Consider the following 26,932-nt stretch of genomic DNA (forward strand, 5'->3'; position numbering starts at 1 on the left):
ACCGTTCTCCCCTCGTTCCTGCTGGTCCTGGCGGTCCTGGACCCCGCGCGGTACCTCCGTGGCCCGGCCCCGACCCTACGGTGTGGCCCTGCGCAGCAGCGCGTCGGCATCGGACAGGACCCCGCCCAGGCGCTCCAGCGCGGCCTCGTCGCGCTCCACCGCCTCCCACGACGGCCCGTCCGCCGTCTTCCAGCGCCGGGCCACCGCCGCCGGGTCCTCGCCCAGCAGCAGGCCCGCGGCCTGCGCGGCGGCGCCGAGCGCGACCAGTTCCTCGGCCCGGGGCACCTGGACGGGCCGGCCGCTGAGGCGGCGTACGGTCTCGCGCCACGCCGCGCCCTTGGCGCCGCCACCGATGAGCAGCAGCGGAGCGTCCGGCGCGGCGTCCGCGTCCAGGACCTCGTCGAGCGCGGTGAGCAGGGCGAACACGGCCCCGTCGTAGGCCGCCTGGAGCACCTGCCCCGGCGTCGTGTCATGGCGCAGCCCGTACAGCAGCCCGGAGGCCAGCGGCAGGTCGGGGGTGCGCTCGCCGTCGAGGAACGGCAGCAGCACGGCCGAGCCGCCCTGCTCCACCGCCTCGCGGTCGCGGCCGAGCAGAGCGGCGATCCGGTCCACGGCCAGCGTGCAGTTGAGCGTGCAGGCCAGCGGCAGCCAGGCGTCGCGCGCGTCCGCGAACCCCGCGACCACCCCGGTGGGGTCGGTGGGCCGGCGCCCCGAGACGGCGTAGACGGTGCCGGAGGTGCCCAGGCTCAGCACCGGCTGCCCGGGCCGCAGCCCGAGGCCCAGGGCCGCCGCCATGTTGTCGCCCGTGCCGGTGGCCACCAGGGCGCCGGCGGGCAGCGGCAGGCCGGGGAGGTGCCGTACGGTCCCGGCCGCCTCGCCGTGCCGCAGCACGCGCGGCAGCAGCTCGGGGGAGAGGCCGACGCGCTCCAGGATCTCCCCGTCGTACGACTCGGTCGCCGACGCCCACCAGCCGGTGCCGGAGGCGTCGCCGCGGTCGGTCGTGCCCTGGCCGGTCAGCCGTTCGGTGAGGTAGTCGTGGGGGAGCCGCACGGCGGCGGTGGCCCGCGCGGCCTCGGGCTCGGTCTCCTTCAGCCAGGCCCACTTGGTGACGGTGAAGGCGGGCGCGGGCACGCTGCCGATCCGCTCCGCCCACACCTTCGGCCCGCCCAGCTCCTCGACCAGACGGTCGCGCTGCGGGGCCGAGCGCACGTCGTTCCACAGCAGCGCCGGACGCACCGGGCGGCCCGCCGCGTCCAGCGTGACCAGGCCGTGCTGCTGGCCGCCGACCGAGATGGCGGCCGCCTGCCGGGCGTGCGCCCCGCACTGGCCGAGCGCCTCGGCCAGCGCCCGCCACCACTGCTCCGGGTCGCTCTCCTTGCCGTCACCCCCCGCCCCGCCGCCGACGGTGTGCGGCGCCTGGCCGCGCGCGACGACCTGGCCGGTCGCGGCGTCGACGACCAGCGCCTTGGTGGACTGCGTGGAGCTGTCCACGCCGACGACCAGCGGTCCCTCCGGCACGGGCACGGCTGCTGCTGCCATCGCGCTCTCCTCCTTCACGTCCCTGTCCCCGAGCGGGGCTTCCCCCGGGGCACTCGCGCATACTAATTTGTAAAGTGCCATGACGAAATAGGCGAGGGAGCCGCGATGAGTTACAACCCCACCCCCGAGGACAAGTTCACCTTCGGTCTGTGGACGGTCGGCTGGCAGGGCCGGGACCCCTTCGGGGACGCCACCCGCCCGGCGCTCGACCCCGTCGAGTCCGTGACCCGGCTCGCCGAGCTCGGCGCGTACGGCGTAACGTTCCACGACGACGACCTGATCCCCTTCGGCGCCTCCGCGACCGAGCGCGAGTCGCACATCAAGCGCTTCCGGCAGGCCCTGGACGCCACCGGCATGACCGTGCCCATGGCCACCACCAACCTCTTCACCCACCCGGTCTTCAAGGACGGCGCGTTCACCGCCAACGACCGCGACGTGCGCCGCTACGCGCTGCGCAAGACCATCCGCAACATCGACCTCGCTGCCGAGCTGGGCGCCAAGACCTATGTGGCCTGGGGCGGGCGCGAGGGCGCGGAGTCCGGCGGCGCCAAGGACGTGCGCGCCGCGCTCGACCGGATGAAGGAGGCCTTCGACCTGCTCGCGGACTATGTCACCGAGCAGGGCTACGACCTGCGGTTCGCCATCGAGCCCAAGCCCAACGAGCCGCGCGGCGACATCCTCCTGCCGACCGTCGGCCACGCCCTCGCCTTCATCGAGCGGCTGGAGCGGCCCGAGCTGTTCGGCGTCAACCCCGAGGTCGGCCACGAGCAGATGGCCGGGCTGAACTTCCCGCACGGCATCGCCCAGGCGCTGTGGGCGGACAAGCTCTTCCACATCGACCTCAACGGCCAGAACGGCATCAAGTACGACCAGGACCTGCGCTTCGGGGCGGGCGACCTGCGGGCCGCCTTCTGGCTCGTCGACCTCCTGGAGACGGCCGGCTACCAGGGCCCGCGCCACTTCGACTTCAAGCCGCCGCGCACCGAGGACATCGCGGGCGTCTGGGCCTCCGCAGCCGGGTGCATGCGCAACTACCTCATCCTCAAGGAGCGCGCCGCGGCCTTCCGGGCCGACCCGGAGGTCCAGGAGGCGCTGCGCGCCTCGCGCCTGGACGAACTGGCCCGCCCGACGCTGGGCGAGGGGGAGACCGTGGCCGGTCTGCTCGCCGACCGCACGGCCTTCGAGGAGTTCGACGTCGACGCCGCGGCGGAGCGCGGCATGGCCTTCGAGCGCCTGGACCAGCTGGCGATGGACCACCTCCTGCGCGCCCGCGGCTGACCGCGCCGCCCGGCGGCCGGCCCGCGCGCGCCGCGGGCGGGTTGGCTGCCTGCCCGCGCGTGTCGCGCGCAGGTCCGGCCGCCGGTCCAGCCCCCCGACGGGACCGGCGGCCGGTCTGTGGGGCCGGAGCCCGTCAGGGCGTCCAGTCGCCCAGCCAGTCCGCGATCTCGTAGTCCGCGGCCTGGGAGTCGCTCAGCTGCGGCCGGTCGGTGCTCGCCGGTCCGGAACCCGCCCCGGTGTTCTTGTACTCGGCGAAGCGGTCGTCCTTCCACGAGAACCCGCTCATGTCGGTCCACGGGGTGGTCCGGACCGCGGCGCTCAGGGAGGTGTTGCGGACGACGGTCTGCGGATCGAGGCTCGCGTCGCCGCCCGCGTGCCAGGGGCGGCCCAGGTAGTGGCTGCGGTCGCTGACATCGCCGGTGACGTTGCTGTTGATGATCAGGAAGCCGTGCTTGCCGGCCGCGGTCGAGGGCGCGGCCACATACCCGGCCGAGCTGCCGTCGTACCGCTTGACCAGCCGTATCGTCGACTTGGTGATGACGGCTGAGGCGCGGCCGAAGATGAAGTCGACATTGCCCTGGATCCAGGCGTTGTTGACGTACACCCGGCCGACCTTGTCCTTGCTCGCGGAGTCCAGCAGCAGGGTGTCCTGGTCGCCCAGGGCCCCGATGTTGTCCAGGACGATCTTGTCGCCCGCGGTGCGCAGCGCCACCGCCTGCTTGTCGGTGATGCTGGTGTTCGCCTCGTTGAAGTCGTTCACGAACTGGAGATTGCGGGCCTGGAAGTCGTCGGCCTCGACGGCGAAGGTCGCGCTGCCGCTGGTGCCGTATGTGCCGCCGCCGGGCTTGGGGGTGCCCGAGGCGTTGTTGTAGACGATGGTCACGTCGTTCTTGCTGCTGGTGGTGCCCACCAGCCGGATGTGCGGCTTGTTGCTGGGGATCTTCACGGTCTCGCGGTACGTGCCGGGCTTCACGGAGATGGTCACGGCGGAGGGGTTGTTCGCCGGGACCGCGTCGACCGCGGCCTGCACGGTGGTGTAGTTGCCGCTGCCGTCCTTCGCTACGACGATCGTCGCCGCGGCCTTCGCGTGCGCCGCCGGGGCGCCCGCTGCCATCAGCGCGGCGCCCGTGACCAGGGCGAGGGGAGCGCTGACGAGCGGTCCAGTGAGGCGCCGCCTAGGGCGCCGGTCCGTTGTGGACATGGGGGGTGACTCCGTCCCGTGGAGACGTGCCGGACATGCGGATGCTCTGCGGTTGCCGCGTGAGGCGGAAAGGTTGCCGGGGTGCGGTGGGCCGCTCGCGGCCCGGTTCGTCCGATGTCCGCTGGCTGCCGTTGTGGTTCCCGGCCGCGGCTCGGAGCCGGTCTCGCCGGGGTTCGCGGAGCCCTCGGGCGACGGAGCGCGCAGTTCACCCCGGCGGTGCGCACGCCAAGTGGGCCCCATCCGCCGCGTCGTGCCGGTCGGCCGGCTGAGGCCCGGTGGGCGCACCGCTTGGCGGACGGCGCGGTGCCGGGGAGTCCGGCGGTTCTTGACGCCTGTAGCGGCCGCGCGGCGGCCACGCGACCGTGCGGCGGAGTCGTGTGTCGGCGCGGCGGCCCCGCCTCGCCCCTTCGCGGGCCCTGCCCCTGTACGCGGGCCCTGGGGTCCAGGGTCCAGGGGTGGCCCCCGCCACGCGGCGGAGCCGCACATCGACGCCGGCGGAAGGGCCGAGGAAAGGATCCCGCTGCCGGACACCCCGGCCGCGCGGCACCGTCAGCCCGCGCCCGCCGCCGCCCCCACCATCCCGGCCCCGCGCGGAGACGGCGCCTCGAGGGACGCCAGCGCCGCCGCCGGGTCGTGGTCCGCCGGCCCGGCGGGCCACCAGCGGCCGCGCTCCTTGCGGTAGGGCCACCAGCGCCCGTCCCGCCCGTAACGCAGCTGCGCGTCCGCGCCGACCACCGTCCAGCGGTTGCTGCCCGCCGCCCGCAGCCGCGGCGCCCGCTGCTCTCCCTCCCAGGCGGTGGTGAGCGAGGCGCGGGCGCGTGCCAGCGCCTCGTCGGCCGGGCTCCACTCCTCGTCCAGCACGGTGAGCGCGGCCGGTCCGCCGTGTCCCCAGGCGCGCACGGCGCGCGCCAGCTCGCCGCGGTCGCGGCGGCAGCCCGCGGCGAGGCGGTCGGCGATACCCGCCGGAGGCCCGGCGGCGGCCAACCGCACCGCGTCCTGCCAGGGCGTGAGCGCGCCCGGCGGCGGGGCCGTGGCGTGGCCCGGCGCCAGCGCCTCGGCCAGCAGCCGCCGCGCGCGCACCGCGGCGTCCGCCGCCAGGAACTCCAGGGCGACGACGTCCAGGCCGGGCGCCGGGTCGCCGCCGCCGCTCAGCGCCGGCGGCCGGCCGGGTTCGGCCACGGCGGGCGGGGGCGCGGGCAGCGGTGGCAGGGAGGCGGCCGCGGCGAACGCCTCCCGCGCGGGTATGCCCTCCGGGGCCCGGCCCGTGCCCTCCTCGGCCGCGCCGCCCGGCGCGCGCCCGGCGGCGCGCGCCACGCTGCGCACCTGGAGCTCGTCCAGGAGCTCGCGCTCCCCTCGGCCGCGCATCAGCAGCAGTACGAAGGGGTCCTCGTCCAGCAACCGGGCGACCTGGTAGCAGAGCGCGGCGGTGTGGGGGCAGTGGTCCCACGCCTCGCATCCGCACTCCGGCTCCAGATCGCCGATGCCCGGGAGCAGTTCGACGCCCGCGGCCGCCGCGTCCTCGACGAGCTGCGGGGGCATGTCCCGGTCGAGCAGGGCGGCGATATGCCCGGCCCGGTCGGCGACCACGTCCAGCAGCCGCTCCCACTCGGCCTCGCCGAACTCCTGGAGCAGCACATCGGAGCGGTGGGGCGTGTGGTCGCGGTCCCGTACCACCGCGGTGATCCGGCCCGGCCGCACGCACACCGCCCCGACGGCCCCCTCGCGCGCGTGCTTGCGCCCGCGCCCCAGCTGTTCACCGTCGAGCGCCGTGTCCTCCAGCGCCTTGAGCCATGCCCGGCCCCACCAGGTGCGGGCGAAGCCGCGGCCGCGGGCGGGCGGTAGGGCCTCGAAGACGCGCTCGCGCTCGTCGTGCCCCTCCCGGACGTTCCCGGTATCGGTCATCGCTCGGTCCCCCTCAGCTCCACGAGCTCCGCCAGCTCGGCGTCGGTCAGTTCGGTCAGCGCCGCGTCCCCCGCGCCGAGCACCGCGTCCGCCAGCTCCCGCTTGCGCTCGAGCATCGCGGCGATCCGGTCCTCCACCGTGCCCTCGGTGATCAGCCGGTGCACCTGCACCGGCTGGGTCTGCCCGATCCGGTACGCGCGGTCGGTGGCCTGCGCCTCCACGGCCGGGTTCCACCAGCGGTCGTAGTGCACGACATGTTCGGCCCGGGTGAGGTTGAGGCCGGTGCCCGCAGCCTTCAACGACAGCAGGAACACCGGCACTTCGCCCTGCTGGAAGCGGTCCACGAGCTCCTCGCGGCGCGCCACCGGCGTGCCGCCGTGCAGCAGCTGCGCGGCGACGCCGCGCGCCGCCAGGTGCTCCTCGAGGATCCGCGCCATCCGGACGTACTGCGTGAAGACGAGCACGCTCGCGCCCTCGGCGAGGATGGTGTCCAGCAGTTCGTCGAGCAGCTCCAGCTTTCCCGACCGGCCGGGGACGACGGGTTGGTCCTCCTTCAGATACTGCGCGGGGTGGTTGCAGATCTGCTTCAGGCCGGTCAGGAGCTTGACGATGAGCCCGCGCCGGGCCGGCCCGGCGGTGCCGGAGATCTCGGTGAGCATCTCGCGCACCACCGCCTCGTACAGCCCGGCCTGCTCCTTGGTGAGCGCCACGGCGCGGTCCGTCTCGGTCTTCGGTGGCAGCTCGGGCGCGATGCCCGGGTCCGACTTGCGGCGCCGGAGCAGGAACGGGCGGACGAGCTTCGCCAGGCGCTCGGCGGCGGCCGGGTCGCTTCCGCTCTCGACGGGCTGGGCGTAGTGGGCGCGGAACCACCCGTGGCCGCCGAGCAGCCCGGGCGTCGTCCAGTCGAGGATCGCCCACAGCTCGGAGAGGTTGTTCTCGATCGGGGTCCCGGTGAGCGCGACGCGGGCCTTGGCGCCGATGGCGCGCAGCTGCTTGGCGGTCGCCGAGTACGGGTTCTTGACGTGCTGTGCCTCGTCGGCCACCACCAGGCCCCAGCCGCCGGGCACGGCCTCGGCCAGCCGCCGCGCGTCGAGCCGCATCGTCCCGTACGTGGTGAGGACGAACTCCCCGTCCGCCAGGTCCTCCAGGGTGCGCGCGGCGCCGTGGAAGCGGCGCACCGGGGTGCCGGGCGCGAAGCGTTCGATCTCGCGCTGCCAGTTCCCCAGCAAGGAGGCGGGCGCGACCACGAGGGTGGGCCCGGCGGCCTCGGGGACGTCCTGGCGGTGGAGGTGAAGGGCGATCAGGGTGATGGTCTTGCCGAGGCCCATGTCGTCGGCGAGCGTGCCCCCGAGGCCCAGCGAGGTCATCCGGCTCAGCCAGCCCAGGCCGCGCAGCTGGTAGTCGCGCAGGGCGGCGGCCAGGCCCGCGGGCTGGGCGACGGGCCCGTGCGCCGGGCCCTCGGGGTCGGCGAGGCGGTCCCGCAGCGTGGCCAGCCAGCCGGCTGCCCGCACCTCGACGCCGGCGCCGTCGGCCTCGGCCCGGCCGGTCAGGACGGCGCCGAGCGCGTCGGCGGTGGTGATGTCACGGTCCTTGCGGCCGTGGGCCCGGCGGACCGCCTCCGGGTCGATGACGACCCATCGGTCACGCAGCCGCACCACCGGACGGGCGGCCTCGGCGAGCCGGTCCAGCTCCGTCCGGGTGAGTTCCCGGTCGCCGACGGCGAACCGCCAGCTGAAGCGGAGCAGCGCGTCGGCCGACAGATACGAGGGCAGCCCGGATCCGGCGGTGTCCGGGACCTCGCCGTCGGCGCGCCCCTGCGGGCCGACGACGGCACGCGCGGTCAGGCCCCGGGCCAGCTCCTTGGGCCAGTGCACCTGGACCCCCGCGGCGTCCAGCGCCGCGGCCGCCGGGCCGAGCAATTCGACGACGTCCTCGTCGGCGAGGTCGAGCGCCTCGGGTACGGCGGCGGACAGCAGCGGGGCGAGCGGTGACCAGGCGCGGGCGGCCCGGCGCAGCGTCAGCAGCGCGTCCATGCGGGCGCGGGGGCCGAGGGCCGCGGCGGCGGGCGACGCGCCCGCCCATACGTCGGCGGCGTCCGCCACCAGGGTCGGGTCGGCCAGGCTGTGGAGTTGGAGGACGGCACGGAAGCGGGGGCCGGGGGACGGGGCCCGGTCGCGGCTTCTGTCGTGGCTCCCGTCGTGGCTTCGGTCGTGGACGAGGCCGTGGTCGCTGTCGCCGCCGAGGTCGCCGTCCAGCAGTTCGATCCGCAGCGACAGTCGGACACCGGCGTCGTGCCCGGCGGCGAGGTCCGCCGCCCAGGCCCGCTGCTCGGGCAGGCGCTGCGGCTTCGCCGCGGCGAACGCCGGGCCGCCGGCGGCCAGGGCCGCCGCGGGCGAGCGCGGCAGCCCGTCCGCGACCGCGTCGAGAAACGCGCGGACGTGCCGCTCCGGTTCCGGGAGACGCAGCGGGTCGGTGCCGGGCAGCGGCACGGCGTGGGCGGCGGGAGGCATGGCCGCCGTCAGCTCACGCACCCGCCGCAGATCCTGCTCGGCCAGCGGGCCGACGCGCCACGCGTCGTGGTCGGTGGCCGTGAGCCCGGGCAGCAGCCGTCCGCGCGCGGCGAGCTGGAGGGCGAGCACCGCGGCGGCGCCCCAGAAGGCCGCCGTGGGATCGGCGGGTGGGGAAGCGGTGTGCGCGGCGCGTGCGCGGGCGCGGGTGAGCACCGGAAGCGCCTCGCTGAGGGGCAGGACGAGGGCCCGTACGGCGCGGGTACGGACGCCCGGGTCTCCTTCGGCACCATCGGCCTGATCGACCTCATCGGAGGCGGCCGGGACCACGACGGTGATCTCTTCGGGGGTGCCCGGCCCGGTGGGGTCCGGGCCGTCCGGCCGCCAGAAGGCGACGCGTCCGGTGCGTGCCGGGTCGGCGGGGAGGAAGACGGTGGTGCAGCGGCTGAGTTCGGCGATCTCGGAGGGCGTTGCCACGGTGCGTGGTGTCACGGAGCTGACACATTCCTCAAATTTGACTAGCGGGAGCGGTCGAGAGTACCCGACGAGGGACCCGCCGGGGCGGGCGTCCGTTGTGAACCGTCTCACCTGGGCCCTTCGCGCTCCGATGGATGCTTCGCACTCAGGAACCGGACACGGCCGACGTCCGTTGACACAAGTGAAGCGGCATGAGCCGCGAAGGAGGCAGAGGGAGATGTCCAAGCGCGCTGTGGCCGTCGCGGGGGGTGCGGCGGTGGGAGTGATCCTGCTGTGTCAGCTGTTGCCGTTCTGGGCGGCAGTCCTGGTGATCGTCGGCGTTCCCGCGCTGGCGTATATGGTGCTCGACCCCTCCCAGCGGCGCAGGCTGCGCCGTGTGTCGCGCAAGGAGCTGGGGCGCTGACCGGCCCTTTCGCGCGCGCTGATGGCGAATTCCCGGATGGAAACGGGGAGAAGGGAGCGGCGGGCCGCGGCGGGGTGGAGCGGGCCCGCCGGCCGAGCTCGGGGCCCGGGGTGACACGCGCCTTGGAGTGACCGCGCAACACCGATCGCGGGTCACCCGGACCCCGTCCCCGTTCCGTAAGTCACTTGTGCGGTCGGCCGGTGCTGGGCGATCATGCTCGCCATGACGCATGGAAAGGACGGCCTCGCGATCTCACGGTGATCGCCATGGCCGCATACGAAACTCCTCAGCCGCCCACCCCTTCCCGGCTCCGGGCGCACTTCGACCCGCTGCCCTTCCCCGCCCGGATGAGCGCCCTGGCGCGGTATGCCCGCACGCTATCCCCGGACGCCTGCGCCACCCTGCGCGCCGCCCTCGACTCCTCTCCCGAGCCGGACGACCGGCACCTCGCGCTGTTCCTCGCCGTCGCCCGCCGCGACCTCGACGCCGTGGCCGCCGCGCTCGCCGACCCACTGTTGCGCCGCCGCGCCCTGTCCGCGGCCATCCGCCTGCCGGTGCCCGAAGCGGCCCTGGCCCGACTCGCCCTGGACGAGATCCGTTCCGTACGCCACGAGACATACCGCGTTCTGCGCGTCGGGCGGCGTACCGGCCTCGCCGACCGACTGCTGCCGCGGGCGCACGCCGCGTACGGCCCCGCCGACGCGGCCCGGCTCCTCCCCGCCTGCTCACCCGGCGTGGCGGCCGAGTGGCTGCCCCGTCTCGACCCGCCGATCGGCGTCCTGCACACCCTCGCCCGCACCGCTCCGGCGGCCGTCGCCGCCCGGCTGGCGGCCGACTACCAGGCGCGCGACGACTACGGCCGGCGCCGACTCGCCCGCAGTAACCGCCTGTTGGCCGCCGCCGTCGCGGAACGCGACACCGACGCCGGGCTGCTGCTCCTCGAACGAGCGCCCGCGCTCATCGACGGCCGCGGCACGGTGGCGCTCCTGCGCAAACCTCGGCAGGTGCTGGCGATCCTCCGGCGCGCCGCGGACCGCACGGACGCCGACCACCGCGGCGGGTCGGAACGGACGCCTGCCCTCCGTCCGCCCACCGGGCCGCTGCCGCGGTCCGTGCTGCGGGCCCTGCGCGCCCTCACCCCCGAGGAACTGGCCGTACTGGCCGAGGCGAGCTTCGGCGGATTCCGCTGGCACGGCGCCGACCGGCTGGACATCACCCCCGACCCCCTGCTCGCCATGCTCCCCGCCGCCGCGCGGCGCCGCGTCGTCGAAGCCCGGCTCCCCGCGCGCGGCCCCGGCCGGAGGACCAGGCTCAAGGCCCTCGCCGCGCTCGACCCGGCGGACCGCGCGGATCTCATGCGCCCCGTTCTCGCCCGGGCGGACCGCTCGCCGCTGCTGCGCAACCAGCTCCTCGCGGTGGTTCCGCTCGCCGACGCCGAACCGATCCTGCTCGAGGGGGCGGCGAGCCACCGCCCGTACGAACGCGCGCTCGCCTGGCGCACGCTCATCGCCTGCGCCGAGCTCAACGCCGACCCCGCGGCCTTCGCGCGGACCGTGGCGGCCTGCGAGCGGGCCTGGCACGACCGCGAGGAGGTACGGCTCGCCGCGTTGGGGCAGGTCGCCGGCGCGTCGCCCCGGATGCTGACCGCGGTACCGCTGAGCGCGCTGCGCGACGCGGCGCTGACGACCGTCCACTCCCGCGACTCCACGTCAGCCACGGTCGCCGCCGCCGAACGGTGGCTGCGCCGCACCACGGAGAGCGCGGCGGCCCGGGGAGACGCCGAACGGGCGGCGCGCGTGGTCCGCCTGCTGTGCCAGGTCGCGGGCGATCCGCGCCGGCGCGGCCCGGTGGCACCGCTGAGGCTCGATCCCCGCGCGGCGGCGGCCATCTGGGCCGGAACGGCCCCCGACCCGCTCGGCGATGCCGCCGACCGACGGCCGGGTCCCCCCGCACACGCGGGCCGGGCGGAGAGCCGCCTCCCCACTTCCCGGCTCGTGCCCCTCGCCGAACTCCTCACGCCCCATCTCCCCGCTCTGCCGGAGCTGGACGCGCTCGTGGGCCATACCGCGCTCGACGGCGAGGATCCCGGGTCGGCCGTGCGCGCGGCCGTGGCGTGGCTCGCTGCCCCCGCCACGCGAGAGCGCCGCTGCGCCCAACTGGTCGCCGCCGACGTATCGTTCGCCACGCTGGAACCGGTGCTGCGCACCCTCGCCACCCGCCGCACCGACCTGTTGGAGGACGTGCTGCGCGCCGCCCGCCACGGGCTGCGCGGTCAGCTGTCGGGGCGCTCCGCCAACTGCTGGGTGCCGCGCCTGCCGTGCTCGGTCACCGGCCGGTGGACCGCGCGGGCGCGCCACCTGCTGGCCACCCATCTCGCCGCGGTGGCGGCCGACGACGAGGCTCCGCCGCGCGCCCGCGCGGACGCGGCGGCCTTGGTGCGCGACGCGGCGCTCCTGGTGGACCTGTCGTCCGGCGCGCCGCAGCCCGTGGCCGCGGCGGCGCTGACCGCGCTGAGCGAGAGCGCGGCGCTCCACGCGCACATCGCCGCCACGCCGCCGACGCGCACGGACCCCGGGCCCGACCGGACCCCGCGCGACTCCGCCACGCGAGACGTGCCGGGACCGGGACGGATGCTCGGTGGCGACAGGACAGGAGGCCAGGCGAGCGGCGCCGAGGTAGCGGATTCGGACACGCCCGGACGGGCCGGGCCCGACACTCCGGAACCGCGGGCGGCCGATCGGGACACGCCCGCCCTCGACGCCTATGGCCCGGTCGCCGACGCCCCTCACACGCCGCCCGACGTCCTCTCTTTCCTCCTCCGACACGCCGGAACCGGGGGAGCGCGGGGGAGGGCTGCCATGGCGGGGGTGCGGCGCCTGCTGGGCGGCGTACCCGACCGGAGGGCGGTCGCGCTGCTGGCACCCGTGGCGCGCTCGGTGACGGCGCCGGTCGGCAGCCGTAAGGAGGCCGCCCGCGCGCTGGCCGAGCTGCCCGGTGACACTGCGTTCGCGGCGCTGCTCGCAGCCTGGGACGAGCCCGGGCAGCACCGGGACGTGCGGGTGGTGCTCGCCCGTTCGCTCCTCGCCCGCGTCGACGCGCCGGGCGTGGCCGACCGGCTGACGGAGCAGCTGCACGAGTCGGCCGTCCGCGAGGCCGTGATCGTGAGCGATCCGGAGGCGGCGGGCATCCGTACCCGCTCGGCGTACGCGTCCTTCCTCGCCAGGGCGGTCCGCACCGGGGACGACGCGGCGGCCCGGGCCGCCTGCGCCGCGCTGCCGCACTGCGTGGCGGTCGGGGCGGCCGGCGGGTTCGAGGACGGGGTCGGCGCGCTGACGGCCGCCGCTGTCGCCACGCACCGGCCGTCGAGGGTGTGGCGCGCCGCGGTGGACGCGCTCGGGCGGCTGCCCGGAGGCGAAGGGGGCGCCGCCCTGCGCGACGTGTTCGAGACGCTGGTCGCCCGCACACGAGCCGAAACCGGCGCCGGTGAGGGGAGCGGACGCGCGGGCCGCGCCGACGCGCTGCGGCGGCTCGCGGGCTGCGGGTCCGCTGTCATCAGCCGACTCGTCCAAGAGTCGGCGGGCGAACTCCCGGCCGGTGAACTCGCGCAGGGCGACGCGGTGGTGGATGCGCTCCTGGCCGCCGGGCTGCGCCGCCAGGCGACCAGCGCTGTGCTGAGCCTGGCCTGTGCCGGGCTCAGCAGGGGCGACCCCGGCCTCGGCCGCTGGGAGCGCTATCTGTCGCTGGTCGAGGAACGGCCGGATCGCCTGCACTTCTTCGACCACTTCGCCTTCGACCATGAAGACGAGCGTGTGCGGGCAGCGGTGCGCAGTGTCGTCGGCGTGTTGCGCGAGCGCGGCGACGCCCCCGGCGGGCTGACCGCCCTCGTCCTGGTGAAGGCCATGGGTGCCAGGAACGGCTGGCAGGACCCGTGGTGGGCGGAACTGGACGCGCTGTGCGGGCACGCCGACCCGGATACGGCCGAGGCAGCGCTCCTCGTCGACCCGTGCCGACGCCGATGACCACGACCGGCGGCGGCGTCCCCCGGCGGCCCGACCCCGGCTCAGCCGGGGTGCCCGGCCACTTCGTCCAGCGCGGTCAGCAGCCCGGGCAGCTCGGGACCGCGGCCGACCGGCAGCACGAACGCGATGTCGTCCGTGCGGGCCACGATGGACCAGCCGGGCCCGTCGGCCAACAGTGTCCGCGCGTCGCCGGAGGCGAACGCGGAGCGGACCCGGCCGAGCGGCGGGGGCGCGTCCAGGTATCCGCGCGCCTCTTCCAGTGCACGTCGCACGCCCCCGTGCGGCTTCTCGCCGGGAGCGACGAGCGCGACGTCGCTGTCGACCTGCTCACGCCACTGCGCCCACTGAAGCGCGATCTCGTCCGCCCCCAGCCGCCGCCGCGCCGGGCCCCACCGCTCGGTGTTGGGCGGCGCGAGCGGGGGCCGGGCCGGCTCCTCGGCCATCGGGCCGGGGCCGTGCGGCGCGGGGACGCCCCGCGCGCGGACGGCGACTGCCAGGGGCCAGCCGGCGAGGGAGACGACGACCGTCCGCTCGTCGATGGCCAGGTCGTACTCCATCCCGCAGTCCCACGCGGCGATGGCGCAGGCGACCACCGACCCGTCGTCGACGGCGATCGTCCACCGGGCGCCGTCGCCGTCCTGGCCCAGCACCAGGCTGTACCCGGGCTCGTACGGCTCCAGCCCGGGCGCGGCGCAGGCCTCGGGGTAGTCGTCGCCCAACACGCTCGGGAACCGCGCGGGCGTCAGCACGACCGCGGTCAGCACATACAGCGCGTCGTCGGGCCGCCGTCAGGCGCCGCCGGTCTCCCGCAGCGACTCCAAAGTGCGGCGCAGCCAGGACTGTTCCGCCTGGGTGGTGGCGCGGGCGATGGTGAGGATGCCGCGCCGGAAGGGGTCCTCGACCTCCTCCGCGCGCAGCGGTCGGCCGCCGTCGTAGAAGAAGCTCGTGGGCTGCCGCAGAAACTCCAGCCGGCGCTCCAGCACCTCCGCCTGCGCCGCCGGGTCCTCCAGGTGCCGCAGAAACGCGAGCAGCGTGAACCAGCGGCTCTCGTCGGTGATGTCGGCGTGCGCCGGCCGGGCGAGGCGCAGGCGGAGTTCGGCGCGGCCCGCGGTGGTCAGGGTCAGCACATGCCGGGGCGCGGCCCCGGCGCCCGGCTGGGTCTCGCGGGCCAGCAGCCCGGCCCTCTCCAGACGCTTGATCGCCGGGTACAGCGTGCTTTCGGCCACCGGCTTGACGTGCCCGGTGAGCGCGGCGATCCGCTTGCGCAGCTCATAGCCGTGCAGTGGCGTGTCGCAGAGAAAGCCCAGGATGGCGAGTTCCAGCATGTGCGCATTGTGACGCACGGGCGTTGTACCTCGACCGGGTAATACATCGTCATGGATGTATGGGCCTGCCTGCCGACTCAGCCCCGACACACCGCTCAGCCCTGGCGGACAGCGAGGGCCAGGAAGCGCGTGTCCCGGTCCGTGTACGAGGTCAGCGCCCAGCCCGAACGGGCCAGCAGCGGGCGCAGATTGGGTTCGGCCCGCAGGTCGTCAGGGGTGATCGGGCGGCCCTTCCGGGCCGCGAGGGCCGCCCGCCCCACGGGGTGGAACAGCGCGAGCCTGCCCTGGGGGCGCACCACCCGCGCGAGCTCCCGCAGCCCGGCCTCGGGCTCGGGAAGGTGGGAGATCAGCCCGGCGCCGAACACCGCGTCCAGACAGCCGTCGTGCAGCGGCAGCCTGGTGACGTCGGCGAGGGCGAGCCCGGCGGCCCCGTGTCGTCCGGCGCGCACGGCGGCCGCCAGCATCGCGGGTGTGACGTCGGCGCCGAGGACCGTCCCGGCGGGGCCGACGGCCGCGCGCAGCGCGGGCAGGGCGCGGCCGGTACCGCAGCCGGCGTCGAGCACCGCGTCCCCGGCGCGCAGGCCGATCTCGGCGATGGCGGCGGCGTAGGCGGGGCCGTCGTCGGGGAAGCGGGCGTCCCAGTCGGCGGCCCTCGGGGTGAAGAAGTCCCGGGCCTTGGCCAGGTGGTCGGCGGGGGTGTGCTGGCGGCTCATGCGGCTCCTCGGACGGACGCGGATCGTCGGACGGGACAGATCATGAGGAAGCTGAGGGAAAACCCTGAGCGAGAACCCGAATATTGTGCACGTTCGAGCATCGACCGATCGTTCTGTCGTCTGTCCCTGTCAAATTCCAGCATCTTCCGAATGCGCCCCCTCTGTGCGCCCCCTCCCGGCTAGCGTCCGGCAGAGTCTCGCGGAACCCGACAGAGGGAGACGGCCATGACCGAGCACCGCCGAATCGCCGCCCGCTTCCCGGACGGTCTCGACTGCCTTCTGGACGATCTGGTGCTCCGTGTCGGGGACGTACGACACGCCGTCGTGCTCTTCGGCGACGGAGCGACGGTGAGCTCCTCCCGCGGGCTCAATCGACGCGACGCCGAGCAGCTGGCCGCCATGGCCTCCGGGTTCCACGGCCTCGTCGTCGGCGCGGCGGGCCGACGGCGAGGCCGTGCGGCGTGCCAGACCATGGTGGAGACGGGGATCGGCAACCTCTTCGTCGCGGCGGCGGGCGAGGGCTCGTGCCTGGCCGTCCTGAGCGCGGCCACCGCCGACCCCGCGCTGATCGCCTCGGAGACGGCCCGGCTCGTCGAGCGTGTCGAGGAGCATCTGCGCACCCACCCGTGCCTCCCGGAGACCCCCGCCGCCCCCGCCTGACCGGCTGACGCCACGCGTCCACCGTGTCCGCGGCACACGGAGGCCGCGCGGAGGGCGCTGCTTGCCGGCCCTCCGCGCGGGTACTCGCGAGCTCATGGCTGGAATCGAGCTCAACAGCGCCGCGTTCGACGACCACGACCCGATCCCGCGCCGCTACACGAAGGACGGGGAGGACCTCTCACCGCCGCTGACCTGGTCCGGTGTCCCCGCCGGCACGGCCGAACTGGCCCTGCTGTGCGAGGACCCGGACGCGCCGTCGGGGACGTTCGTCCACTGGCTGGTCACCGGCATCGCCCCCAGCAGCGGCGGGGTGGGCGCCGGGCAGATACCGGCGGGCGGGCTGTCGCGCACCAACGGATACCACCAGGAGGGCTGGGGCGGGCCGCACCCGCCCGAGGGCGATCGGGCGCACCGGTACTTCTTCCGGCTGTACGCCCTTCCCGAGCCGCTGGTCCTCCCTGACGAGGCCTCCGCCAACGAGGTGCACCAGGCCGTCGACCGCAGCCAGCTCGCGAGCGGCACACTGGTCGGCCTCTATCAGCGCTGAGACACCCAGCTGAGACACCAATGGTTTTCGGCCGAATCGGGCTAGTCGGCGACTCCGTCGAGGGCGATGACTTTCTCGATGCGGACCCGCACCAGCAGCTCGCCCGGGACGCCGTTTCGGGCGCCGTACTGCTCCGCGACGTCCTCGCCCATGTACCGCGCCGCGATCCGGGTGGCCCAGTCGCGGACCTCCTCCAGCCGGTCGCTGAGTTCGGCGCGCCCCTGAAGCGTGACGAACGCGAACGGGGGCCGGTCGTCGTCCACGCAGAGGCCGACCCGTCCGTCCCGGGCCAGGTTGCGGCCTTTGACGGTGTCCTGGCCTGTGTTGAAGACGAGGTCGTCGCCGTCGAGCAGAAACCACACGGGCGCGATATGCGGGCTGCCGTCCTCGCGCACCGTCGACAACTTCGCGGTGCGAGTGCCCTCCGAGACGAACTTCTGCCACTGATCCTTGGTCATTTTCCGTGCCATGTCTCCATCTTGTGTCAAGCAGCGCACATCGGCGCGCCGACAGGCGGGCCGGGTTGCCCGGAGAGCGGAGGTGAGAAAGGCTGGCCCGGCAGCTGTGGTGGATGGCCGGACGGGGAGGAACGGTATGGCACTCAGCAAAGGGCTCGATTGGCTGTTGGACGACCTGACCGAGCGGATCGCACAGATACGGCACGCCTTGGTGCTGTCGAACGACGGGCTGGTGACGGGCGCGAGCTCATCGCTCGTCCGCCAGGACGCCGAGCACCTGGCCGCGGTCGCCTCGGGCTTACACAGCCTGGCCAAGGGGTCCGGGCACCATTTCCGCACGGGGCGGGTGCGGCAGACGATGGTCGAATTCGAGGAGGGCGTGCTGTTTGTGACGGCCGCCGGCGACGGCAGCTGTCTGTGCGTGCTCAGCGGTCCGGACGCGGACGTCGGCCAGGTCGCGTACGAGATGGCGCTGTTGGTCAACAGGGTGGGGGAGCACCTGGGCGTCGAGGCGAGACAGGAGAGCGGGGCGCCCAGCGGGCTGTGATCCGGAGTTATCCACAGGCCTGACGGGCTGCCTTGCCCAGCGGCTATCGTCGTCACTGTCAGTGATTGACCAGTCGCGGGGGAGGGCCGTCATGGTAGTGGAGGAACGTCAGAGGACGGGCGAGAAGTCGCGCCCGAGGTCGGGCCAGGGGTCTGGCCAGAGGTCGCGCCGGCAGCCGCGGAGCGGGCCGGTGCCGGCGGTGCCGGCGGTGCCGGACGGCAGGGAGGAGACCGTCGCGTTCGACAGGGCCGCGAGGGAACTGGGGCTCAAGCTCGGCGAGTTCGAGCTGGCCGTCCAGCTCGGCGAGGTGCGCACCGTGGCCGCGGGCGCCATGGGGCGACGGGTGGGGCGTGCGGAGCTGCTGCGGCTCGCGGCCGCCGAGGGCTTCCCCAGCGCGTTGCGCGCGCGGCTCCGTGTTGTGGGCACGGCGGAGGGAGCCGAGCTGCTGGACATCAGCCCGGGGCGGTTCTCCCGGCTGGCGCGCGGTGGCTTCTTCACCCCGGTCCGCTTCTACGTCAACCGGTACCGAGCCGTGGTGTGGCTCTACCCGGCCGCGGAGCTCCGCGCGTTCGCGGACCGGGAGCCCGCGCTGCTGACCGGCCGTATCCCGGCCGGGCTGCGCGCCACTCTCAGCGCCGGGGAGGACCAGCGGGCCGCCCGATGGCGCGGCCGCCGTATCGAGCAGTTGCTCACCCGGGCCGAGGACCCCTGGGAGCGGTCCGCGGTGTGGGCCGCGGTGCTGGCCCCCGCCGAGTTGGACGCGACGCTCACCGACCCGGCCGAGCGGGCGTATGTGCGCGAGCTGATGCCCCGGCTCGCCCCGGTGACTTCCGGGACCGGCTTGGCGGCGGAGGTGATCGCGGCCGTGGTGACGGTCGGCGACCCTACCGAGGTCCGGCGCTGCCGGGCCGCGCTGGACACCTGTGTGCGGGACGCCCGGCGGGCTCGCCCCGCCCCGCGGCCGCCGGACGGCGCGTCCGCGCCCTCGGCCGACGAGTCCGGGCCGACGGGCGGTGATCAGGTCCCGTCTGCCGGCCTGCTCGCACTGCCCGACGGCGATCCCGCGCCGCCCGCCCTGTCCCCGGCGCGCCCCCGCGGGCTCTGGCACCGTCTCGTCGGCGGGCGCCGGAGCGCGGAGGGCGGCCCCATGGCTCCCTACAAGGGACGAAACAAGCCCTCCTGTACGACGGAGACGAGGAGCCGGCCGGCCCGGTCGTAGATCCGGCCGCGGGCCAGCCCCCGGCCGCCGGTGGCGATCGGCGACTCCTGGTCGTAGAGGAACCACTCGTCGGTGCGGAAGGGGCGGTGGAACCACATGGCGTGGTCCAGCGAGGCCATGTCGAAGCCGCGCCGGCTCCACAGCGGTTCCACTGGCACCCGCACCGCGTCCAGCAGCATCATGTCGCTCGCGTAGGTGAGGGCGCAGGTATGCACCAGCGGATCGTCGCCGAGCGGGCCGACCGCGCGCATCCACACCGCGCTGCGCGGCTCGGCGCCCTTGAGCTCCTCGGGGGTCCAGCGCAGCCGCTCCACATAGCGGATGTCGAAGGGCTGGCGGCGCGCCATTCTCTCGAGCGCCTCGGGGAGCGTCCCGAGATGCTCGCGGATCTCGTCGGCGAGCTTCGGCAGGCTCTCCGGCTCAGGCACCTCTGGCATCGGCAGCTGCTGTTCGATGCCCGGCTCGGGAAGATGGAAGGAGGCCGTCAGATTGAAGATCGTCCGTCCCTGCTGGACCGCGACGACCCGGCGTGTGGTGAAGGAACGGCCGTCGCGGATGCGCTCCACCTGGTACACGATCGGCACGCCCGGCCGCCCCGGGCGCAGGAAGTACGCGTGGAGGGAGTGCACCGGGCGCTGCCCGTCGGTGGTCCGCCCCGCGGCCACCAGCGCCTGCCCGGCCACCTGCCCGCCGAACACCCGCTGGAGCGACTCGTCGGGGCTCAGGCCGCGGAATATGTTCAGCTCGATCTGCTCCAGGTCCAGCAGATCGACCAGACGCTCGGCGGGATTGGTCATCGGTGGTGCTCCTTCACTGGTGGTGCTCGTCGCGGGGCCCGGCCCCGCGACGTATGGGGCCATGGCGCCCCGGCCCGTGGCGTGTCGGGCCGGGACGCCTGGGAGGCTACAACTGGCCCACGTCGGTGATCCGCACCACCGCACGCCCCTCTTCGTCGGAGGCGGCCAGGTCGACCTCGGCCGAGATGCCCCAGTCGTGGTCCCCGTTCGGGTCGTCGAAGGTCTGCCGCACCTGCCACAGCCCGTGCTCGGGCTGCTCCTCGATCCGCAGCAGCTTCGGGCCGCGCGCCTGAGGGCCGGTGCCCAGGTCCTCGTACTCCTCCCAGTAGGCGTCCATCGCCCTCGACCACGCGTCCTCGTCCCAGCCGGAGTCCGCGTCCATCTCGCCGAGCTCGGCCACCTTGTCCAGCGCGGCGAGCTCGACCCGGCGGAACATCGCGTTGCGCACCAGCACCCGGAAGGCGCGCGCGTTCGCGGTGACCGGCCGGACCTGGTCGGCGCGCTCCTGGGCCTCCTCCGCGGACTCCTCCTCGGGGTTCGCGAGCTGCTCCCACTCGTCCAGGAGGCTGGAGTCGACCTGACGCACCATCTCGCCGAGCCAGGCGATGAGGTCCTGGAAGTCGTCGGACTTCAGATCGTCCGGCACGGTGTGGTCCAGGGCCTTGTAGGCGCTGGCGAGGTAGCGCAGCACGATGCCCTCGGTCCGCGCCAGGTCGTAGAACGAGGTGAACTCGGTGAACGTCATCGCGCGCTCGTACATGTCGCGGATCACCGACTTGGGCGACAGCGGGTGGTCGCCGACCCAGGGGTGGCTCTTGCGGTAGAGGCCGTACGCGTGGAACAGCAGCTCCTCCAGCGGCTTGGGGTACGAGACGTCCTGGAGCCGCTCCATGCGCTCCTCGTACTCGACGCCGTCCGCCTTCATCGCGGCCACCGCTTCGCCGCGCGCCTTGTTCTGCTGCGCTGCCAGGATCTGGCGCGGATCGTCCAGGGTCGACTCGACCACCGAGACCATGTCCAGGGCGTAGGAGGGGGATTCGGGGTCCAGGAGCTCGAAGGCGGCCAGCGCGAAGGTGGACAGCGGCTGGTTCAGCGCGAAGTCCTGCTGGAGATCCACCGTCAGCCGCACCGTCCGCCCTTCGGCATCGGGCTCCTTGAGCTGCTCCACCACGCCGCCGTCCAGCAGCGACCGGTAGATCGCGATGGCGCGGCGGATGTGGCGCAGCTGATTGCGGCGCGGCTCGTGATTGTCCTCCAGGAGGCGCCGCATCCCCGCGAAGGGGTTGCCGGGCCGGGCGATGACCGACAGCAGCATGGCGTGGGTGACCCGGAACCGGGAGGTGAGCGGCTCGGGCTCGGAGGCGATCAGCTTCTCGAAGGTGTTCTGCCCCCAGCTGACGAACCCCTCGGGCGCCTTCTTGCGCACCACCTTGCGCCGCTTCTTCGGATCGTCCCCGGCCTTCGCCAGCGCCTTCTCGTTCTCGATGACGTGCTCGGGCGCCTGCGCCACCACAAAGCCCGCGGTGTCGAACCCGGCCCGCCCGGCCCGGCCCGCGATCTGGTGGAACTCCCGGGCCCGCAGCGTGCGCACCCGCTGGCCGTCGTACTTCGTCAGCGCGGTGAACAAGACCGTACGGATGGGCACGTTGACGCCCACACCCAGCGTGTCCGTACCGCAGATGACCTTGAGCAGCCCGGCCTGTGCCAGCTTCTCCACCAGCCGCCGGTACTTCGGCAGCATCCCGGCGTGGTGCACCCCGATACCGTGCCGCACATAGCGGGACAGGTTCCGGCCGAACTTGGTGGTGAACCGGAAGTTGCCGATGAGCGCGGCGATCTCGTCCTTCTCCGCCCGCGAGCACATGTTGATGCTCATCAGCGCCTGGGCGCGCTCCACCGCGGCCGCCTGGGTGAAGTGCACGATGTAGACGGGCGCCTGCCGGGTCTCCAGCAGCTCGGTCAGCGTCTCGGTCAGCGGAGTGGTGCGGTACTCATAGCTCAGCGGCACGGGCCGGGTCGTGGACCGCACCACGGTGGTGGGCCGCCCGGTGCGCCGGGTGAGGTCCTCCTCGAACCGCGTCACATCGCCGAGCGTCGCCGACATCAGGACGAACTGGGCCTGGGGCAGCTCGATCAGCGGGATCTGCCAGGCCCAGCCGCGGTCCGGTTCCGCGTAGAAGTGGAACTCATCCATCACGACCTGGCCGATGTCGGCGTCCTTGCCGTCCCGCAGTGCGATGGAGGCCAGCACCTCGGCCGTGCAGCAGATCACCGGCGCGTCCGCGTTGACCGACGCGTCCCCCGTGAGCATCCCGACGTTCTCGGTGCCGAAGATCTTGCACAGCTCGAAGAACTTCTCCGAGACGAGGGCCTTGATGGGCGCGGTGTAGAAGGTGACCTCGTCGCGGGCGAGCGCGGCGAAGTGGGCGCCCGCCGCCACCAGGCTCTTGCCCGAGCCGGTGGGGGTGGACAGGATGACGTTCGACCCGGACACCACCTCGATCAGCGCTTCCTCCTGGGCGGGGTAGAGCGAGATGCCCCGCTCCTCGACCCACGTCGAAAACGCCTCGAAAAGGGCGTCGGGGTCGGCGTCGCTCGGCAGCTGATCGATAAGAGTCACCCCCCTATACTGCCTGCTTTCCCGCGCGAGCCGGGAACCGGCTGGCGGGACGAAGATCGCTCGCCGCTAGGCTGTGCCGCGCTGAAGAGACCGAACTCCCGCGCGTACGCGGGAATGAACAGGGGCGGGGTTAAGACCATGATGGGACCGGCGCATTCGCTGTCCGGGGCGGCGGCCTGGCTGGGGGTGGGCGCGGCGACCGCGGCGGCGGGCCATGCGATGCCCTGGCCGGTGCTTGTCGTCGGCGCTCTGATCTGCGCCGGGGCGGCACTCGCCCCCGACCTCGACCACAAGGCGGCGACGATATCCCGCTCGTTCGGGCCGGTCTCGAGAACCCTGTGCGAAGTGACCGACAAACTCTCGCACGCGGTCTACAAGGCGACCAAGAAGCAGGGCGACCCGCGCCGCTCCGGCGGCCATCGCACACTCACCCACACCTGGCTGTGGGCGGTGCTGATCGGCGGGGGCGCCTCGGTGCTCGCCATGATCGGCGGCCGCTGGGCGGTGCTCGCGATCCTCTTCGTCCACATGGTGCTGGCCGTCGAGGGCCTGCTGTGGCGGATGGCCCGGGTCTCCAGCGATGTGCTGGTGTGGCTGCTCGGCGCGACCAGCGCCTGGATCCTCGCCGATGTGCTGCACAAGCCGGGCAACGGCGCCGACTGGCTGTTCACCGAGCCGGGTCAGGAGTACCTGTGGCTCGGCCTGCCGATCGTCCTGGGCGCGCTGGTGCACGACATCGGGGACGCGCTCACCGTCTCCGGCTGCCCGATCCTGTGGCCCATACCGATAGGCCGCAAGCGGTGGTACCCGGTCGGCCCCCCGAAGGGGATGCGGTTCCGGGCGGGCAGCTGGGTCGAGGTGAAGGTGCTGATGCCGGTCTTCATGGTGCTGGGCGGCCTGAGCGGCCTGGGCGCCCTCGGCGTCATCTGACGCCGAGGACACCGGGCCCGGCGGCGCGGGGGCGCCGCGCCGCCGGGGAGGCAGGCTACTGATGCCAGGAGCGCCACAGCGCCGCGTAGGCGCCGTCCGCCGCGACCAGTTCGTCATGGCTGCCCAGCTCGCTGATCCGGCCCTGCTCGACCACCGCGATCAGATCCGCGTCGTGCGCGGTGTGCAGCCGATGGGCGATGGCGACCACGGTGCGGCCCTCCAGCACCCGGGCCAGGGACCGCTCCAGGTGCCGCGCCGCCCGTGGATCGAGCAGCGAGGTGGCCTCGTCCAGCACCAGCGTGTGCGGGTCGGCCAGCACCAGCCGGGCCAGGGCGATCTGCTGGGCCTGCGCCGGAGTCAGGGCCAGCCCGCCCGACCCGACCTCGGTGTCCAGACCGTCCTTCAGCGCCCGCGCCCACCCGTCGGCGTCCACCGCGGTCAGGGCCGCCCACAGCTCGGTGTCCGCCGCGGCGGTGCGGGCCAGCAGCAGATTGTCGCGCAGCGACCCCACGAAGACATGGTGCTCCTGGTTGACCAGGGCGACATGCTCGCGCACCCGCTCCGCGGGCATCCGGGCCAGCTCGGCGTCGCCCAGCGTCACCGTGCCGACCCGGGGCGCGTAGATCCCGGCGAGCAGCCGGCCCAGCGTGGACTTGCCCGCGCCGGACGGCCCGACCAGCGCCAGCCGCGTCCCCGGCCGTACGCTCATCGTCACCCCGTGCAGCACATCGCTGTCGGCCCGGTACCCGAACCGCACCTCGTCCACGCGCACATGGCGGCCGCCGGGCGCCACCGTGTCGTCGGCCGAGTCCGGCTCGATCTCCCGCACCCCCACCAGCCGGGCCAGCGACACCTGCGCCACCTGGAGCTCGTCGTACCAGCGCAGAATCAGCCCGACCGGCTCCACCAGCATCTGTGCCAGCAGCGCCCCCGTCGTCAGTTCGCCGACCGTCATCCAGCCCCGCAGCACACAGGCGCCGCCGATCATCAGCACCGAACCGGTGATCAGCGAGTACGTCACATTGATCACCGGGAAGAGCACACTGCGCAGCCACAGGGTGTACCGCTCCCAGGCGGTCCACTCGCGGATCCGGCGCTCGGACAGGGCGGTCCGCCGGTCGCTCAGCCGCTGCGCCTCGATGGTCCGCCCGGCGTCCACCGTCTCGGTGAGGGACGCGGCCACCGCGGAGTATCCGGCGGCCTCCGAGCGGTAGGCGCTCGGCGCGCGCCGGAAGTACCAGCGGCAGCCGATCACCAGCACCGGGAGCCCGACCAGCACCGCCAGCCCCAGCGGCGGCGCCGTCACGGTCAGCGCGCCGAGCAGCAGCCCGGTCCACACCACCCCGATGGCCAGCTGCGGCACGGCCTCGCGCATCGCGTTCGCCAGCCGGTCGATGTCGGTGGTGATCCGGGACAGCAGATCGCCGGTCCCCGCCCGCTCCAGCACGCTCGGCGGCAGGCCCACCGACCGTACGAGGAAGTCCTCGCGCAGATCCGCCAGCATCCGCTCGCCCAGCATCGCGCCGCGCAGCCGCACCAGCCGGACGAACACGGTCTGCACGGCGAGCGCCACCGCGAACAGCGCGACGGTGCGTCCGATGTGCAGCTCACGCTCTCCGGCTGAGATGTCCTCGACCAGCCCGCCCAGCAGATACGGGCCGACCATCGAGGCGATCACGGCGGTCGCGTTCACCGCCATCAGCACGGCGAAGGCCGTCCGGTGCCGCCGCAGCAGCTCGCGGACGTAGGTCCGCACGGTGGCGGGAGAGCCGACCGGCAGCGTCGTCGCCGACCGCGGTGCGGCCGGGTCATAGGCCGGTGGGGCCACTCCGATCATGCCGACTCCTCGATTCTGTCGATCCGCCCCACGGCCCCGGCCCCGGTGGCGGTCCCCGTGGCGGTCCCCAGGCCGGTATCCGCGTCCGCGTCCTCCGGCTCGCGGGTGACCACCGCGCGGTACGCGCCCTCGGTGCCCAGCAGTTCGCGGTGGCCGCCCGCGGCCGCCGCCTTGCCGTCCTGCACGAACACCACCCGGTCCGCCCGGTCCAGCAGCAGCGGGCTGGAGGTGAAGACCACGGTGGTCCGCCCCGTCCGCAGCCGCCGCAGGCCCTGTGCGATCCGTGCCTCGGTGTGCGAGTCCACCGCGGACGTCGGCTCGTCGAGGACCAGCACCTCGGGGTCGGTCACCAGCGAACGGGCCAGCGCCAGCCGCTGCCGCTGGCCGCCCGACAGCGAACGGCCGCGCTCGGTGATCCGCGCCAGGAGCGGATCCGCCGCGCCCGGGCCGTCCACCGACGCCTGCGCGAGCGCGTCCAGCACATCGCCGCACTGGGCCGCCTCCAGCGCCTCCGGCACCGTGACCGCCCCCGAGCGGGGCACATCGAGCAGCTCGGCGAGCGTGCCCGACAACAGCACCGGGTCCTTGTCCTGGACCAGCACGGCCCGGCGCGCGGCGGCCAGGGGCACCTTGTCCAGCGGGACGCCGCCCAGCAGCGCCGACGGAGCCGGTTCGGCCTCCGCCTCCGCCGCGCCGTCGTCGCCTCCGTCGTCCGGGGGGTGTCCGCCGAGCCGGTCGGCCAGCCGCCCCGCCAGGTCCGGGTCTCCGCAGACCACCGCGGTCAGCTGCCCGGCGGGCGCGAGCACCCCGCTCGCCGGGTCGTACAGATCGCCGTCGAGGCTCTCCTCGTCCGGCCCGTCGGCCGTGGCGGCGACGCCGGGGGCCTGCGCGCCGGGCGAGAAGCGTTGCAGCCCCAGCACCCGGGCGGCGCGGCGCGCCGAAGGCCGGGAGAAGGAGTACGCCATCGCGATCTCCTCGAAATTCCGCAGCGGAAAAAGGAGAAACGTCACCGCGCTGTAGACGGTGACCAGCTCGCCCACCGTGATCTGCCCTTCCCGGGCGAGCGTCGCCCCGTACCAGACGACGCCGATCATCAGCAGCCCCGGCAGGGCGATCTGGACGGCGGCGATCAGCGCCCACATGCGGGCGCTGCGCACCGCCGCCGTCCGCACCTCCTGCGAGGCCCGCCGGTAGCGGTCGAGGAACAGCTCCTCGCCGCCGATGCCGCGCAGCACCCGCAGCCCCGCCACGGTGTCCGAGGCCAGCTCGGTCGCCCGGCCGGCCTTCTCCCGCTGCTCATCCGCCCGCCGGGTGGCCCGGGGCAGCAGCGGGAAGACCGCCAGCGCCAGGGCCGGCACGCCGAGGGCCACCACCACCCCCAGCGCGGGCTGGTACACGACCAGGGCCACACACACCGCCACCGTGGTGATCGCCGCCGCCGTGAAGCGGGACAGCGCTTCCACGAACCAGCCGATCTTCTCGACATCGCCGGTGGAGACGGCCACCACCTCACCCGCCGCCACCCGCCGCGTCAGCGCCGAGCCCAGCTCGACCGCCTTGCGCGCCAGGAGTTGCTGCACCCGTGCCGCCGCCGTGATCCAGTTGGTGACCGCCGCCCGGTGCAGCATGGTGTCGCCGAGCGCGGTGAGCCCGGTCAGCCCGGCCATCAGCCCGCCGGCCAGCGCCAGCCGCGCGCCCGAGCGGTCCACGACCGCCTGCACGGCGAAGCCGATGGCCACGGGGAAGGACACCAGGGCGGCCATGTGCAGCAGACCCCACAGAGCCGCCTTCACCTGCCCGCCCAGCTGATTTCGGCCCAGCCACCACAGGAAGTGGGGTCCTGACCGGACGTCGGGTCGACCGGGATCGTCGTACGGAAGATCGCGAATGTGCATGGTGTCCCAGGGCTCGGGCGGGGTGACGGGCAGGCAAAGAGCCGTGAAAGACTCGCGC

General features: G+C 74.4%; 20 protein-coding genes. 8 read left to right on the forward strand and 12 right to left on the reverse strand.

Going from position 1 to position 26,932, the window contains the following annotated elements; translation table 11 throughout:
* Positions 1–75: 75 nt before the first annotated feature.
* On the reverse strand, positions 76–1,539 hold the full coding sequence (gene xylB / locus ABTY62_RS24085) for a xylulokinase (RefSeq protein ID WP_352131501.1): 1,464 nt from the start codon (positions 1,537–1,539) through the stop codon (positions 76–78).
* Between the two features lie 105 nt (positions 1,540–1,644).
* Here xylB and xylA point away from each other — a divergent pair, with 105 nt between their 5' ends.
* Positions 1,645–2,817, forward strand: a complete 1,173-nt coding sequence (gene xylA / locus ABTY62_RS24090) for a xylose isomerase (RefSeq protein ID WP_352131502.1) — start codon at positions 1,645–1,647, stop codon at positions 2,815–2,817.
* Positions 2,818–2,950: 133 nt separating this feature from the next.
* Here xylA and ABTY62_RS24095 read toward each other — a convergent pair whose 3' ends face one another.
* The 3 genes from ABTY62_RS24095 to ABTY62_RS24105 all read right to left on the reverse strand — a co-directional run bounded on the left by ABTY62_RS24095 (position 2,951) and on the right by ABTY62_RS24105 (position 8,919).
* Positions 2,951–4,018 carry a pectinesterase family protein gene (locus ABTY62_RS24095; protein ID WP_352131503.1) on the reverse strand — a complete coding sequence of 356 codons (1,068 nt, stop codon included), beginning with the start codon at positions 4,016–4,018 and terminating at the stop codon, positions 2,951–2,953.
* 549 nt (positions 4,019–4,567) lie between these two features.
* Positions 4,568–5,920, reverse strand: coding sequence for an SWIM zinc finger family protein (locus ABTY62_RS24100; protein ID WP_352131504.1), 1,353 nt, complete (start codon positions 5,918–5,920; stop codon positions 4,568–4,570).
* Positions 5,917–8,919 (reverse strand): SCO1167/SCO6262 family helicase, encoded by a 3,003-nt coding sequence (locus ABTY62_RS24105; RefSeq protein WP_352131505.1) that lies wholly within the window; start codon positions 8,917–8,919, stop codon positions 5,917–5,919. Before ABTY62_RS24105 ends, ABTY62_RS24100 begins: the two co-directional genes overlap by 4 nt.
* Before the next feature lie 202 nt (positions 8,920–9,121).
* On the opposite strand from ABTY62_RS24105, the gene ABTY62_RS24110 reads away from it, so the two are divergent.
* Both ABTY62_RS24110 and ABTY62_RS24115 read left to right on the forward strand, forming a co-directional pair.
* A complete protein-coding gene (locus tag ABTY62_RS24110) occupies positions 9,122–9,307 on the forward strand; it encodes a tail-anchor membrane protein (protein ID WP_352131506.1) in 186 nt (61 codons plus the stop codon).
* A gap of 266 nt (positions 9,308–9,573) precedes the next feature.
* On the forward strand, positions 9,574–13,326 hold the full coding sequence (locus ABTY62_RS24115) for a hypothetical protein (protein ID WP_352131507.1): 3,753 nt from the start codon (positions 9,574–9,576) through the stop codon (positions 13,324–13,326).
* A 41-nt stretch (positions 13,327–13,367) separates the two neighbouring features.
* Here ABTY62_RS24115 and ABTY62_RS24120 read toward each other — a convergent pair whose 3' ends face one another.
* From ABTY62_RS24120 to ABTY62_RS24130, 3 genes are all read right to left on the reverse strand, one after another.
* A complete protein-coding gene (locus ABTY62_RS24120; protein ID WP_352131508.1) occupies positions 13,368–14,090 on the reverse strand; it encodes a hypothetical protein in 723 nt (240 codons plus the stop codon).
* Positions 14,091–14,114: 24 nt separating this feature from the next.
* On the reverse strand, positions 14,115–14,651 hold the full coding sequence (locus ABTY62_RS24125) for a PadR family transcriptional regulator (RefSeq protein ID WP_352131509.1): 537 nt from the start codon (positions 14,649–14,651) through the stop codon (positions 14,115–14,117).
* Positions 14,652–14,746: 95 nt separating this feature from the next.
* Positions 14,747–15,364 carry a class I SAM-dependent methyltransferase gene (locus ABTY62_RS24130; protein WP_352131510.1) on the reverse strand — a complete coding sequence of 206 codons (618 nt, stop codon included), beginning with the start codon at positions 15,362–15,364 and terminating at the stop codon, positions 14,747–14,749.
* Between the two features lie 225 nt (positions 15,365–15,589).
* Between ABTY62_RS24130 and ABTY62_RS24135 the strand changes: the two genes are divergently transcribed.
* Together ABTY62_RS24135 and ABTY62_RS24140 are read left to right on the forward strand one after the other, a co-directional pair.
* Positions 15,590–16,024 (forward strand): roadblock/LC7 domain-containing protein, encoded by a 435-nt coding sequence (locus tag ABTY62_RS24135; protein ID WP_352131511.1) that lies wholly within the window; start codon positions 15,590–15,592, stop codon positions 16,022–16,024.
* Positions 16,025–16,118: 94 nt separating this feature from the next.
* Entirely contained in the window at positions 16,119–16,571 is a 453-nt protein-coding gene (locus tag ABTY62_RS24140; RefSeq protein WP_352131512.1) for a YbhB/YbcL family Raf kinase inhibitor-like protein, read from the forward strand.
* A gap of 41 nt (positions 16,572–16,612) precedes the next feature.
* On the opposite strand, the gene ABTY62_RS24145 is transcribed toward ABTY62_RS24140, so the two are convergent.
* Complete coding sequence (locus ABTY62_RS24145) at positions 16,613–17,041, reverse strand: PPOX class F420-dependent oxidoreductase (protein ID WP_352131513.1); 429 nt, start codon at positions 17,039–17,041, stop codon at positions 16,613–16,615.
* A gap of 124 nt (positions 17,042–17,165) precedes the next feature.
* Here ABTY62_RS24145 and ABTY62_RS24150 point away from each other — a divergent pair, with 124 nt between their 5' ends.
* Positions 17,166–17,576, forward strand: coding sequence for a roadblock/LC7 domain-containing protein (locus ABTY62_RS24150; RefSeq protein ID WP_352131514.1), 411 nt, complete (start codon positions 17,166–17,168; stop codon positions 17,574–17,576).
* A 190-nt stretch (positions 17,577–17,766) separates the two neighbouring features.
* Positions 17,767–18,795 carry a DUF6397 family protein gene (locus ABTY62_RS24155; RefSeq protein WP_352131515.1) on the forward strand — a complete coding sequence of 343 codons (1,029 nt, stop codon included), beginning with the start codon at positions 17,767–17,769 and terminating at the stop codon, positions 18,793–18,795.
* Here the strand turns inward: ABTY62_RS24155 and ABTY62_RS24160 are convergent.
* Positions 18,732–19,592 (reverse strand): acyl-CoA thioesterase, encoded by an 861-nt coding sequence (locus tag ABTY62_RS24160; protein WP_352131516.1) that lies wholly within the window; start codon positions 19,590–19,592, stop codon positions 18,732–18,734. The genes ABTY62_RS24155 and ABTY62_RS24160 overlap by 64 nt on opposite strands.
* A gap of 106 nt (positions 19,593–19,698) precedes the next feature.
* Positions 19,699–22,212, reverse strand: coding sequence for a DEAD/DEAH box helicase (locus tag ABTY62_RS24165; RefSeq protein WP_352131517.1), 2,514 nt, complete (start codon positions 22,210–22,212; stop codon positions 19,699–19,701).
* A 138-nt stretch (positions 22,213–22,350) separates the two neighbouring features.
* Here ABTY62_RS24165 and ABTY62_RS24170 point away from each other — a divergent pair, with 138 nt between their 5' ends.
* The gene (locus ABTY62_RS24170) at positions 22,351–23,142 is read left to right on the forward strand and encodes a metal-dependent hydrolase (protein WP_311728721.1); all 792 of its coding nucleotides are present in this window, start codon (positions 22,351–22,353) and stop codon (positions 23,140–23,142) included.
* A gap of 55 nt (positions 23,143–23,197) precedes the next feature.
* Here the strand turns inward: ABTY62_RS24170 and ABTY62_RS24175 are convergent, their stop codons facing one another.
* Together ABTY62_RS24175 and ABTY62_RS24180 are read right to left on the reverse strand one after the other, a co-directional pair.
* Positions 23,198–24,979, reverse strand: coding sequence for an ABC transporter ATP-binding protein (locus ABTY62_RS24175; protein WP_352131518.1), 1,782 nt, complete (start codon positions 24,977–24,979; stop codon positions 23,198–23,200).
* Entirely contained in the window at positions 24,976–26,874 is a 1,899-nt protein-coding gene (locus ABTY62_RS24180; protein ID WP_352131519.1) for an ABC transporter ATP-binding protein, read from the reverse strand. The genes ABTY62_RS24175 and ABTY62_RS24180 overlap by 4 nt, the downstream gene beginning before the upstream one ends.
* Between the last annotated feature and the right edge of the window lie 58 nt (positions 26,875–26,932).

It is taken from the genome of Streptomyces sp. NPDC097640 (assembly GCF_040302705.1).
Classification (GTDB): domain Bacteria; phylum Actinomycetota; class Actinomycetes; order Streptomycetales; family Streptomycetaceae; genus Streptomyces.